Here is a 12,091-nt window from a genome sequence, read left to right as displayed (position 1 = left end):
GAACCTCAGAAGTAGACGTCCACGCTGCCGCGGCCGCCGGTTTTCAACCAGTTCTGGGCCTCGATGTAGTTGTTGGGGGCCATGCGGATCGCCTTGGCCCAGCACTCGGCGGCCAGGTCGTAGCAGCGGTCTGACTCATCCGCATCGCCCTTCTCCTCGGCGATCGAGCCCAGGTGGTGATGGATCACCGCCATGTTGTTGAGCACCTGGGGCATCTTGCTGTTGAGGTCCAGCGCCTGGCCGTAGAAGTCGAGCGCCTTCTGGTGCTCACCGTTGGAGGCGAACACGAGGGCCATATTGTAGAGGATGAAGGCCTTGTCGTTGGGGTCGTCCTCCAGGCTGAGGGCCTCCTCGTAGTTCTCGAGGGCCTCGGCGTACTCCCCATCGGCCTGGGCGCTCATGCCGTCGCGGTAGTACGCGAAGGCCTCCTTGGCGCGGCGGTTCGTGGGCAGCACCTTGAGGATCAGGTCGGCCATCACCGTGAAGCTCTTGTCGATGAAGTTGTCGTTGCGTTGGGAGCGGGGCACCGGCGGGTCAGCGAGCTTCGAGTGGCTCCATCCTGGCCGATCTGGCGGCGGCGGATCGGCCAGGCCCGATCGTGCGGCCTAGCCTGATCACAGTTGTCTGCACCGGGTCTGGCTGCGCCCCTGCCTCCACTGTTGCCCGAGCCCCTCTTGCTGGAGATCGAAGGCATGAAGTGCGGCGGCTGCGTGCGGGCGGTGGAACGGCGTCTGCTGGCCCAGCCCGAGGTGCGTCACGCCAGCGTCAGCCTGCTCACCCGCACCGCCTGGGTGGATCTCGAGCCCAGCCCGGCCAGCGCCCGCGGCCCCCAGGCCAGCGTGTCCGGGCTGCAGGAGGCCCTGGCGGCCCTGGGTTTCGAGGCCCGGCTACGGGAGGGTTCTGGCCAGGACCTCTCGCTGGCCGGCCGCAGGCAGCAGCAGGGCTGGTGGAGCCGCTGGCGGCAGCTGCTGGCGGCCCTGGGGCTGCTGCTGCTGTCAGCACTCGGCCATCTGGCTCCCCAGCCCGGCTCCTATTGGCCCCATGCCGTGGTGGCCAGCCTGGCTCTGGCCGGACCAGGCCGCGGCATCCTCATCGCCGGAGCCCGCTCCGCCCTGGCCGGGCTGCCCTCGATGGACACCCTCGTGGGCCTCGGCGTGATCAGTGCCTACCTGGCCAGCCTGGTGGGCCTGCTCTGGCCGTCCACTGGCCTGCCCTGCTTCTTCAACGAGCCCGTGATGCTGCTGGGCTTTGTGCTGCTGGGCCGCTTTCTGGAGGAGCGGGCCCGCTACCGCACCGGTGAGGCCCTCCAGCAACTGGCGGCGCTTCAGCCCGATACGGCCCTGCTGGTGATCGATGACGGTCCGGCGCGACAGGTCCGTGTCGGGGGCCTGCGCTCCGGCGACCGCATCCGCCTGCTGCCGGGGGATCGGCTGCCCGTCGATGCCACGGTGCTCGAGGGCGAGTCGTCCCTGGATGTGTCCGGGCTCACGGGCGAGCCCCTCCCCCAGATGGTGCAGCCAGGGGCCGAGCTGGGGGCTGGCTGCCTGAACCTGCAGGGGCCACTGCTGCTGGAGGTGCGCCGCCCGGGATCCGAGAGCGCCGTGGCCCGGATCGTTCAGCTGGTGGAGCGGGCGATGGCCCGCAAGGCTCCGATCCAGGCGCTGGCCGATCGGGTGGCGGGCCGCTTCACCCTGGTGGTGCTGGCCCTGGCCCTGGCCACGTTCCTGTTCTGGTGGCAGTGGGGCACCGAGCTCTGGCCCCAGGTGCTGCAGCCCGCCGGCGCGCAGGGCGCCATCCACGCTGTCCACGGTCCCCACGGCCTGCTGGGCGCGGGGGCCAGCACACCCTTTTCGCTGGCCCTGGAGCTCGCCATCGCCGTGCTGGTGGTGGCTTGTCCCTGCGCTCTGGGCCTGGCCACCCCCACGGCCATCGCCGTGGGCACGGGGGTGGCTGCCCGGCGGGGCCTGCTTTTCCGTGGTGGCGATGCGATCGAAACCGCCTCGCGGCTGCGCACGGTTCTCTTCGACAAGACCGGCACCCTCACCCGCGGTCGCCCCCTGGTGAGTGCTGTGCTGGTGCTGGCTCCGGAGTCGCCCGCGTCCGGGCTCCAGGCCGGGCCTGATTCGCCGCTGGCCGCGGCAGACCAGCTGCTGCAGTGGGCGGCCAGCCTCGAGGCCAGCACCCGTCACCCCCTCGCCTTTGCGCTGCTGCAGCAGGCCGAGAGGCGCCAGTTGCCCCTGCTTCCGCTGCAGAGCGCAGCCACCTGTGCTGGCTCCGGCGTGGAGGGGGTGATCGCAGGCGTGCGCTTCCGGCTCGGGCGGCTTGACTGGGTGCTGCCAGGAGCCAGCCAGCCCAGCCTGGCCGAGGCCAGCCAGCGCCGCGACCAGCTTGAGCGGCAGGGGGCCAGCGTGCTGGCCCTGGCCAGTGGTCAGAGCCTGCTGGGATTGATCGCGGTTGAGGACCCCTGCCGGCCGGAGGCCGCTTCGGTGCTGGCGGCCCTGCGGCAGCGAGGCCTGCGCCTGGGCCTGTTGAGCGGGGATCGGGCCGAACCGGTGCGACGCCTGGGCGCCAGCCTCGGCCTGGCCCCTCAGGAGCTGGCCTGGCAGCAGACCCCTGAACAGAAACTGGCCGCCATCGAGGCCCTGCAGGCCAGCGGAGGCCCGGTCGCGATGGTGGGGGATGGCATCAATGACGCCCCGGCCCTGGCGGCCGCCGACCTGGGGGTGGCCGTGGGCACAGGCACCAGCGTGGCTCAGGACACGGCGGCCCTGGTGCTGCTGGGGGAGCGGCTCGATGGCATACCGCAGGCCCTGGAGCTGGCCGAACGCACCATGGCCAAGGTGCGCCAGAACCTCTGCTGGGCCTTTGGCTACAACTTGATTGTGCTGCCGATCGCCGCCGGTGTGCTGTTGCCGAGCCGGGGGCTGCTGCTGAACCCTCCCCTGGCGGCCCTGCTGATGGCCCTGAGCTCGATCACGGTGGTGCTGAATGCCCTGGGGCTGAATGCCCTCCGGCTGCAGGCCTGTGCTCCCCCAGGCCTCCCCTCCGAGGCTGCTGGCCCTGAGGCCGTGGCCGTACCGGGGCCGCAGCTGGAGCGTCCGGCCCCATCGACCCCATGAGCGGCCCAGGCCGCTTCGTGGTGCTGGAGGGCATCGATGGCTGCGGCAAGAGCACCCAGCTGCAGGCCCTGGCGGGCTGGCTGGAGGGGGAGGGGCGCGGTTGTCTGCCCGAGGGCCGCAGCCTGCAGGTCACCCGCGAACCCGGCGGCACGCCCCTGGGTCAGGCCCTGCGCCAGCTGCTGCTGCATCCCCCCGGGGAGGCGGCTCCGGTGAGCACGGCGGAGCTGCTGCTCTACGCGGCTGATCGGGCCCAGCACGTGGAGCAGACGATCAGACCGGCCCTGGCCGCTGGCGACTGGGTGCTCAGCGATCGTTTCAGCGCCTCCACGGCCGCCTACCAGGGCAATGGCCGCGGCCTGGACCTGGCCCTGATCACGGCGCTGGAGCGGGTGGCCACCGGCGGCCTGCGGCCCGATCTCACCCTCTGGCTCGATCTGCCCCTGGCGGAGTCGCTGCGGCGCCGGGGGCCACGGCCTGCCGATCGGATCGAGGCGGAGGGTCCCCTGTTCCTGGAGCGGGTGGCCCGGGGCTTTGCCGAGCAGGCGCGTCAGCCGGGCTGGCGGCGCATCGATGCCACGGCCCCGCCCCAGCTGGTCACAGAGGCCTGCTGCCAGGCCCTGCGGGAGCTGGCCACCCCGCCATGAACCACTCGACTGCCACCTCCAAGACCAGCCTGTTCGCCGATGTGCATGGCCAGGAGCGGGCGGTGGCCCTGCTGGAGGCCGCCCTGGGCCGTGGTCATCTGGCTCCGGCCTACCTGTTCAGTGGGCCCGAAGGGGTGGGCAGAGGCCTGGTGGCACGGCGCTTTCTGGAGGGCATGATCGCCGGGCCCGAAGGGTCCGCCGGCGTGCGCCGCCGCCTGGAGGCCGGCAATCATCCCGACCTGCTCTGGGTTGAGCCCACTTACCTCGACAAGGGCCAGCTGGTGCCGGCGTCCCAGGCCCTGGAGCGGGGCGTCAGCCGCCGCCAGCCGCCCCAGCTGCGCCTGGAGCAGATCAGGGACCTCTCCCGCTTCCTGGCCCGCTCTCCCATGGAGGCCCCGGGCTGCATGGTGGTGCTCAGCTGTGCCGAGGCGATGGCCGAGGCCGCGGCCAACGCCCTGCTCAAGACCCTGGAGGAACCGGGCCGGGGCCGGCTGGTGCTGCTCAGTGCCGCGCCGGAGCAGCTGCTCAGCACGATCCGCTCGCGCTGCCAGCAGATCCGCTTCGCTCGCCTGGATGCAGCGGGCCTGGCCAGGGTGCTGGCGGCTGAACCCGAGCCCCCAAGACCCGACTCGGCGGAACTGCTGGAGCTGGCGGCCGGATCGCCGGGGGCCCTGATGGCCCACCGGCTGCAGTGGCAGGCCCTGCCGCCGGGGCTGACGGAACGCCTGGCGGCCCTGCCCCACCGCGCCGATCCCCTCGAAGCCCTGGGGCTGGCCAGGGATCTGAGCGAGGCCCTCGACACTGACCAGCAACTCTGGCTGCTGCAGTGGTGGCAGCTGCTGTTGTGGCGCCAGCGGCATCAGTCCTGGCCTGTGCAGCGCCTGGAACAGCTGAGACGGCAGCTGGTGGGCCATGTGCAGCCCCGCCTGGCCTGGGAAGTGGCCCTGCTCGAGCTCGCGGACGCTCGGTGACGGCCTCGGGTCCTAGCTGGCTTGGACAGCCGCCCGTGATTGCTCCACCGGGGAGGGGAGCTGGGCCAGCTGGTCGTCGTTGGGCAGCTCCAGGCAGTAGCCGGCCCCGTACACCGTCTTGATGAAGCGCGGCTTGCGGGGGTCGGGTTCCAGCTTGGTGCGCAGGTGGCGCACGTGCACACGGATGGTCTCGATGTCGTCGTCGGGCTCATAGCCCCACACCTCCTTGAGGATCAGGGAGGGCGACACCGTCTGGCCGTGCCGCTGCAGCAGGCAGTGCAGCAGTTCGAACTCCAGATGGGTCAGGCGCACGGCCTGGTCAAACCAGATGGCCTCGAACCGCTCCGGCACCAGGGTGATGGGTCCGTAGCTGAGGATCTCGTTGTGCTTGGTGGAGAGGGGCGCGTTCTCGCTGCGGCGCAGCAGCGCCTTCACCCGCACGGTGAGCTCCTCAAGATCGAAGGGCTTGGTGAGGTAGTCGTCGGCGCCGGAGTTGAAGCCGCTCACCTTGTCCTTGGTGTCCGCCAGGGCGGTGAGCATCAGGATCGGGATACGGGCCGTGCGCTCGTCGCGGCGCAGCCGCTGACACAGGGTGAGGCCATCCACCTTGGGCAGCATCAGGTCGAGCAGCACAAGATCCGGGGCGTACTGCAGGGCCAGGGCCTGGCCCTTGATGCCGTCTTCGGCCTTCTGCACATCGAAGCCGCCGTGCTCAAGGTGTCCGGCTACCAGGTCGCGCATGTCGCCGTCGTCCTCGATCAGCAGGATGCAGGGCTTCATGGCTGATGAAGGGCGAAGCAGGGAACAACGGGAGCTGTGATCGCCTTTGGGCCTGGGCCTGGCGGCTCAGAACAGGTCGGCAGCGGCTTCATTGTCCTCGCTGGATTCGTGGATGGGGCGATCAGCCGCTGGCGGCCCCACCCTTCACGCCGGGGCTATCTGGGTCGTTTCCAGTGCAGGCCTGGGTTCTGGGCCACGATTGGGCCCAGTCAGGATCGCTTTCTTCAGGATTTCTTAGGAAATCTTCGTTGTAACCCCGGCAGTTTTCTGGCATGCAGGGCGAAACAGTGGTCTCCTCAGCGGCTCACGGCTCGACAACAGGCGAGTCGTTCAGGCGTGGGCGAGCGGCCACCCCAGTTGGCTGAGTCAAGCTCCCCGGGCGGGATTCGAACCTGCGACCAATCGGTTAACAGCCGACCGCTCTACCACTGAGCTACCGAGGAAGGCGAACCACCAGGGTTCGGCCGGCGTCACCGGCCCAGAGACCTTACCCCTCGGGCTTGCCCCCCTGCAAGGGGCTGCCCAGCCGCTGCGCCAGCTCGTTGCCTGGCTGCCAGGGGCCTGCGTGGCCGCACTCCATCAAGGCGGCGCCGTCGCAGTAGCGCAGTTCCTCAAGCCGATGGGTGATCCACAGGGCCGTCAGGCCGCGCCGGGCGTCCTCGGTGAGTCGGCGGATCAGCCCCAGCACCTCCTGCTGGCTGTCGGGATCGAGCAGGGCGGTGGGCTCATCGAGCAGCAGCAGGTTGGCGCCGCTGGCCAGGGCCGCCGCGATCGCCAGGCGCTGCTTCTGGCCGCCACTGAGGGTGTGAATCGGCCGCGCCGCCAGGCCGGGCAGCCCCACGGCCCCCAGCACCTGCTGGAGCCTGGCCTCCCGCTCGGAGCGCTGCAGCCCAGGATCGATCGACAGCAGCAGCTCACTGCCACAGCTGGGCAGCAGCAACTGGTGATCGGGGTTCTGGAACACCAGGGCTGGACGCGCCAGGCTGGTGATGGCCCCGGAACGCGGTTCGAGCAGGCCGGCGATCAGGCGCAGCAGGGTGCTCTTGCCACTGCCGTTGCTGCCCACCAGCATCCACAGGCCGGGCCGGGGGATCTGCAGGGCGCAGTGCCGCAGCGCGGCCTGGCCATTGGGCCAGGAAAAGCTGAGGCGCTCCACCGTGAGCGGCGGCGCCTCGGCTGAAAGCAGGGCTTCAGACATGGCAGCCCGGGGGCAGGCAAGCGAGCATGGCGCTCTGTTCAGCCCTCGAAGCTGAAGCCCGGACGCTTGCCGCTGCTGGCGCTGGCCGACTTCTCATAGACCTGAACCGCCACCACCTCGCTGGTCAGCAGGCTCACCTTCTTGTCAGGTTCCTTTTCGCAGGTGAGTTCCAGAATCCTGGGACCATGGCCTTCAAGGCTCTGGCGCACCGTGTCGTAGAGGCTCTGGGCGTCGGCGAGGTCCTTGCGCTGCACCGCAACGGGCATGGGGCTGAGCTTGATGGAGAGCTCGACGACGTACATGGCTGATGGGGCACTGTCGACCACTCTGGCCTTTGGCGGCGGGAGCCGCGGCCGAGTGGAGCACCTGAGGGAAGGGGCCTAGGTGGTTGTACCCAAAACCTGCCCCCATGAGGCGCAGTTCGGGTCTCCGCCCCTTAGGATCCTGTTGTAACGCTTCATGAAGCACGCTTCTCATGACGATCGCTGCAGGACGCTTGCCGCAGCGGGGATGGTTCGACGTCCTCGATGACTGGCTCAAGCGCGACCGCTTTGTCTTTGTTGGGTGGTCTGGTCTGCTCTTGTTCCCCACGGCCTACCTGGCCCTGGGCGGCTGGCTCACCGGCACCACCTTCGCCACCTCCTGGTACACCCACGGGATTGCCAGCTCCTATCTCGAGGGCTGCAACTTCCTCACCGCCGCCGTCAGCACCCCCGCTGACGCCATGGGCCACAGCCTGCTGCTGCTCTGGGGCCCTGAGGCCCAGGGCGACTTCGTGCGCTGGGTGCAGCTCGGCGGCCTCTGGCCCTTCGTGGCCCTGCACGGTGCCTTCTCCCTGATCGGCTTCATGCTGCGTCAGTTCGAGATCGCCCGCCTGGTGGGCATCCGCCCCTACAACGCCATCGCCTTCTCGGGCCCGATCGCGGTGTTCGTCAGTGTCTTCCTGATGTACCCCCTGGGCCAGAGCAGCTGGTTCTTTGCACCCAGCTTCGGCGTGGCCGCCATCTTCCGCTTCCTGCTGTTCCTGCAGGGCTTCCACAACTGGACCCTCAACCCCTTCCACATGATGGGTGTGGCCGGGATCCTGGGCGGTGCCCTGCTCTGCGCCATCCACGGCGCCACGGTGGAGAACACCCTGTTCGAGGACGGGGAGCAGTCGAACACCTTCAAGGCGTTCGAGCCCACCCAGGAAGAGGAGACCTACTCGATGGTGACGGCCAACCGCTTCTGGAGCCAGATCTTCGGGATCGCCTTCTCCAACAAGCGCTGGCTGCACTTCTTCATGCTGTTCGTGCCGGTGATGGGTCTGTGGACCAGCAGCATCGGCATCATCGGCCTGGCGCTGAACCTGCGGGCCTACGACTTCGTGTCGCAGGAGATCCGCGCCGCTGAGGACCCCGAGTTCGAGACCTTCTACACGAAGAACATTCTTCTGAATGAAGGCATCCGCGCCTGGATGGCGCCGGCTGACCAGCCGCATGAAAACTTCGTCTTCCCTGAAGAGGTACTGCCCCGCGGCAACGCTCTCTGAGCCTGGTTCGGCCTCTGCCGTTCCAGCAGCGTCCCTTCGGGGGCGCCTTTTTCATGGGCAACCGTTACCGGCCAGGATCGCCAGTGCCAGGGCGGTGTCCCAGGGAGCGGCGAAAGCTCTGCTCGGCGGCCTGCTGGTTCTGGTTGGCTTCGCGCAGAAACGGCGCCAGGGCCGCCAGGCTCAGCAACCAGTGATTGAACAGGCTCACGGGCCAGCGCAACGGCCTGGCGAAGTCCACGAACAGCACAACCCGGTAGCCCTCGGTGTCATTCCACACCTGATGGTTGTAGGTGTCGTCAAACACCAGGCAGCGGCCCTCCTCCCAGAGATGCAGCTCATCGGCGATGCGGATGCGGCAGCGCTCTCTGGGCTCGGGCACGATCAGCGCCAGATGCAGCCGCAGCACTCCCGCCCAGGCGCCGCGGTGGGGGGGGATCTGCTTGTGCGGCGAGAGAATCGAAAAGAAGGCGGTGCTGCAGTGGGGGATCTGCTCCAGCAGGGCCATGGTCTGGGGGCAGCGACGGGCGTTGTCGCGGCAATCCATGCCCACGCCCTTGAGAAAGAAGGTCTTCCACTGGTCGTCTTTCTGGATCTTGCCCACCTGGGGCAGGATCTGCTGGAAGTTGGGCATCGCCTCGCGGTGGCGCATCACCTGCTCCAGCTCCTGCCGCACGCCCAGCCACTGCCCCTCCACGGTGTCGATCCAGGCGAAGCGGCCGGCATCGAACACCGGCACGTCGCCATGGATGGAGGCCCAGCTCACCAGGCGTTCGAGGGCGTCGTGCAGGCCGCGCCGCAGCCGCGCTTTGCGGGAGCGCGCCGGGAAGGTCCATTGGCGCCGGCGCCAATGGCTCCAGGGCTTTGGCCCAGGGGCTGCCGCTCCGCGTTGAGCCGGTCGTGTGTTCCCTGGGCTCGTCTGTCGCACCCGATCGTCCTGCCGCCGCATGTGCCTGCTGAGCACCCTATCGGCGGCTGCCTGAGCGGTCAGGCCGATTTCGCAGCCATGGCAGGGGGCTGAGCCCTCGTCCTCGCTATGGTTTGTCCGTTCTGTCAGCAGTGCCGTGGCCGCCGGTCTTTTGACGGGGGGCCGAACACGTCGCCGGCTGGCGTCATCCCCCAAAGGAGGAGGTGCCCGTGAGTTCCAGTTGTTTCACCAAGGGTCTGCTGATCGCGGAGAACGCCGCCTGATTACGGCGCCTCAACCCTGATCAAACGGTTCCGCAGCCGCGGACCCGGCGAGAGCCCCCACCGTCCAGGTTTGCCTGGGCTGTGGGGGCATCGTTTTGGCAGCCGTTCCTGGTGGGGCCATTGTGACCGCTGGCACATGGGGTGGTGCCATGGGCCGGGGGGATGGTCACCATGGCGTTGCGGCGCATTGCGCCCATTTTGTGTGAGGATCCCATGAAACTTTTCCAGAAACTGCTGGTTGCCCCCGCGGCACTCGGACTGCTGGCCCCTGTGGCCGCCACTGCTTCTGAGCTCAACTTCGACGGCGTCGACCAGTACGCCTCCCAGGAGCAAGTCACCAGCATCTCCCAGTTCTCGGACGTGCAACCCACGGATTGGGCCTACCAGGCTCTCTCCAACCTGATCGAGCGCTACGGCTGCGTCGCCGGCTATCCCGACGGCACCTACCGCGGCCAGCGGGCCATGACCCGTTTTGAAGCTGCTGCGCTGCTGAACGCCTGCCTCGACCGCGTCACCGAGGTGACCGACGAGCTCAAGCGCCTGATGGCCGAGTTCGAGAAGGAACTCGCCATCCTCAAGGGCCGCGTCGACGGCCTCGAGGCCAAGGTGGGTGAGCTGGAGGCCAACCAGTTCTCCACCACCACCAAGCTGACGGGTATCGCCACGATGACCCTCGGCGGCGCTGGCGAAACCGGCTTCGGCGACAATGTCACCGCGAACTACGACGTTCGCCTGAACTTCGACACCAGCTTCACCGGTAAGGACCTGCTGCGCACCACCCTGCGCGCCGGCAACTTCGGCGACTCCGTGTTCGGCAATGGCAACACGGCCCTGGAAGTGGCCTTCCAGGAAGAGAGCGGTGCTGATTCCGTCGGCATCAACCGCCTCTTCTACCAGTTCCCCGTCGGCGAGTCCTTCACCGTCACCGCCGGTGCCAAGGTCCGTCAGGACGACATGCTGGCCGTGTGGCCCAGCGCCTACCCCGCTGACACCATCCTCGACCTGTTCACCTATGCCGGTGCCCGGGCGACCTACAACCTGAACCTCGGCGCCGGTGTCGGTGCCTGGTGGCAGAAGGATGGCTTCAGCATCAGCGCCAACTTCGTGTCCAACGAGGACGCCGCTGAAAACTCCACCATCGGCATCGGTGAGGACTACACCGTCACCGCCCAGTTCGGCTACACGGGTGAAAACTGGGGCGCAGCCCTGGCCTACACCTATGCTGACTTCTTCGGGTTCAGCAACAGCAACGTTGGTCTGAGCGGCTACTGGCAACCCTCCGATTCCGGTTGGGTGCCCTCGATCAGCGCCGGTGGTGGTTGGTCTGATTCCCCCAGCACTGACACCTTCGGCGACACCGACAGCGACTCCTGGAGCTGGATGGTGGGCCTCCAGTGGACCGACATGTTCATCAAGGGCAACGCCCTCGGCATGGCCGTGGGTAGCGCCGGCCAGATCGGCGATGGCAAGTGCGGCACCACCGCTGCTTGCACCGGCGGCATCTGGGCCGACGGCGGAGAAGAGACCCTGGCTTACGAGCTGTGGTACAAGTTCCAGGTCACCGACAACATCAGCGTGACCCCCGCCTTCTTCTGGATCGAGAACAGCGGCGCCGACGACACCTACGGCGGTCTGATCAAGACCACCTTCAAGTTCTGATCGTCTGATCGGAACCGGGCCTGGCTCCTCACACCTTTTCCAGGCCCTTCGTCCTCATTCCATTCAGGAACCACTCTTCACACCGTTGTTCCTCTGCTCTCCCCGGCCTTTGGCCGGGTTTTTTTTTGGCCCGATCCACGGAGCCTGGCCTCCTAGGTTGCCCGGGACGTGAGCTGGTGCGGAAGGAGGTGTCTCCTGCCTCAGGCTGATCCCTATGCGGTGCTGGGTGTGTCCCCCCAGGCCAGTGGCGCTGAGATCAAGGCGGCCTACCGCGCCCTGGTCAAGCGGTATCACCCCGATGCTGGCGGGGATGCCACCACGATCCTGGCCATCAACGCCGCCTGGGAGGTGCTGGGCGATCGCGAGCGCCGCCGCCGCCATGACCGCCGACAGTCCAGCCGTGGCGGCAGCGGGGGCGCCTCACCCGCTCCCGCAACCCCCAGGCCAGGAGCCTCTCCCAGGGCAGCAGACCATGAGGCTGCGGTGCGAATCTGGTTGCAGCAGGTGTACGGGCCCATCGACCGTCTGCTGGGCCAGGTGATCAACCCGTTTCCAGCCCAGCTGCGGGCCCTGGCTGCTGACCCCTACGACGACCGCCTGATGGAGGCCTTCTGCGCCTTCCTGGAGCTGAGTCAGGCGCGCCTGGCCAGGGTCGAGAGCCTTTACCGCTCGCAGGCCTGTCCTCAGGTTCTGCAGGGCTTCTGCCTGGACCTCTACCACTGCCTCAGCCTGGTGAAGGACGCCCTGCTGGACCTGGAGCGCTACACGATGGGGTATGTGGATTCCTACTTGCGCGATGGCCGTGAACTGCTCCGCAAGGCCGGCGCACGTCGGCGCCAGCTGAAGCAGGATCGACTGCAGCTGATGGCCTGAGATCAGCCTGGGAACGCCTCCAGGACGGCGATGGGCAGCCACACATCGGGAACGGGACGATGCCAGCGCAGTTGGGCATAGTCCCCCTTCACCACCAGCACTTCGCCAGGCCCTTTGAGGATGTAGGC

The 12,091-nt window shown here is 68.2% G+C and carries 12 protein-coding genes and 1 tRNA gene; 6 read left to right on the top strand and 7 right to left on the bottom strand.

What is annotated here, in order from left to right; genetic code table 11:
- Positions 1–5: 5 nt before the first annotated feature.
- Positions 6–527: a photosystem I assembly protein Ycf3 gene (locus IQ216_RS06375; protein ID WP_193814808.1), complete on the bottom strand. Its 522-nt coding sequence runs from the start codon at positions 525–527 to the stop codon at positions 6–8.
- Between the two features lie 129 nt (positions 528–656).
- On the opposite strand from IQ216_RS06375, the gene IQ216_RS06370 reads away from it, so the two are divergent.
- The 3 genes from IQ216_RS06370 to IQ216_RS06360 are packed head-to-tail and all read left to right on the top strand — an operon-like array spanning position 657 to position 4,734.
- The gene (locus IQ216_RS06370) at positions 657–3,119 is read left to right on the top strand and encodes a heavy metal translocating P-type ATPase (RefSeq protein WP_370566639.1); all 2,463 of its coding nucleotides are present in this window, start codon (positions 657–659) and stop codon (positions 3,117–3,119) included.
- Entirely contained in the window at positions 3,116–3,763 is a 648-nt protein-coding gene (tmk, locus tag IQ216_RS06365) for a dTMP kinase (RefSeq protein ID WP_193814807.1), read from the top strand. The genes IQ216_RS06370 and tmk overlap by 4 nt, the downstream gene beginning before the upstream one ends.
- Entirely contained in the window at positions 3,760–4,734 is a 975-nt protein-coding gene (locus IQ216_RS06360) for a DNA polymerase III subunit delta' (RefSeq protein ID WP_193814806.1), read from the top strand. The genes tmk and IQ216_RS06360 overlap by 4 nt, the downstream gene beginning before the upstream one ends.
- Before the next feature lie 12 nt (positions 4,735–4,746).
- Here the strand turns inward: IQ216_RS06360 and IQ216_RS06355 are convergent, their stop codons facing one another.
- From IQ216_RS06355 to IQ216_RS06340, 4 genes are all read right to left on the bottom strand, one after another.
- Complete coding sequence (locus IQ216_RS06355) at positions 4,747–5,514, bottom strand: response regulator transcription factor (RefSeq protein WP_193814805.1); 768 nt, start codon at positions 5,512–5,514, stop codon at positions 4,747–4,749.
- Between the two features lie 371 nt (positions 5,515–5,885).
- A tRNA-Asn gene (locus tag IQ216_RS06350) sits at positions 5,886–5,957 on the bottom strand.
- Between the two features lie 44 nt (positions 5,958–6,001).
- Complete coding sequence (locus IQ216_RS06345) at positions 6,002–6,712, bottom strand: ABC transporter ATP-binding protein (protein ID WP_193814804.1); 711 nt, start codon at positions 6,710–6,712, stop codon at positions 6,002–6,004.
- A gap of 38 nt (positions 6,713–6,750) precedes the next feature.
- Entirely contained in the window at positions 6,751–7,014 is a 264-nt protein-coding gene (locus tag IQ216_RS06340; RefSeq protein WP_186698426.1) for a hypothetical protein, read from the bottom strand.
- A 173-nt stretch (positions 7,015–7,187) separates the two neighbouring features.
- Between IQ216_RS06340 and psbD the strand changes: the two genes are divergently transcribed.
- Positions 7,188–8,243, top strand: a complete 1,056-nt coding sequence (gene psbD / locus IQ216_RS06335) for a photosystem II D2 protein (photosystem q(a) protein) (RefSeq protein WP_186698428.1) — start codon at positions 7,188–7,190, stop codon at positions 8,241–8,243.
- Between the two features lie 64 nt (positions 8,244–8,307).
- Here the strand turns inward: psbD and IQ216_RS06330 are convergent, their stop codons facing one another.
- Entirely contained in the window at positions 8,308–9,006 is a 699-nt protein-coding gene (locus tag IQ216_RS06330) for an aspartyl/asparaginyl beta-hydroxylase domain-containing protein (protein WP_370566638.1), read from the bottom strand.
- Between the two features lie 638 nt (positions 9,007–9,644).
- Between IQ216_RS06330 and IQ216_RS06325 the strand changes: the two genes are divergently transcribed.
- Entirely contained in the window at positions 9,645–11,090 is a 1,446-nt protein-coding gene (locus IQ216_RS06325; protein ID WP_193814802.1) for an iron uptake porin, read from the top strand.
- A gap of 228 nt (positions 11,091–11,318) precedes the next feature.
- Positions 11,319–11,963: a DnaJ domain-containing protein gene (locus IQ216_RS06320; RefSeq protein ID WP_370566637.1), complete on the top strand. Its 645-nt coding sequence runs from the start codon at positions 11,319–11,321 to the stop codon at positions 11,961–11,963.
- A gap of 2 nt (positions 11,964–11,965) precedes the next feature.
- Here the strand turns inward: IQ216_RS06320 and ndhO are convergent.
- Positions 11,966–12,091 (bottom strand): NAD(P)H-quinone oxidoreductase subunit O (ndhO, locus tag IQ216_RS06315; RefSeq protein ID WP_193814801.1); only part of this gene is annotated, 126 nt, incomplete at its 5' end.

The organism is Cyanobium sp. LEGE 06143, from assembly GCF_015207535.1.
Taxonomy (GTDB): domain Bacteria; phylum Cyanobacteriota; class Cyanobacteriia; order PCC-6307; family Cyanobiaceae; genus NIES-981.
This window is presented reverse-complemented; position numbering and strand designations above follow the sequence as displayed.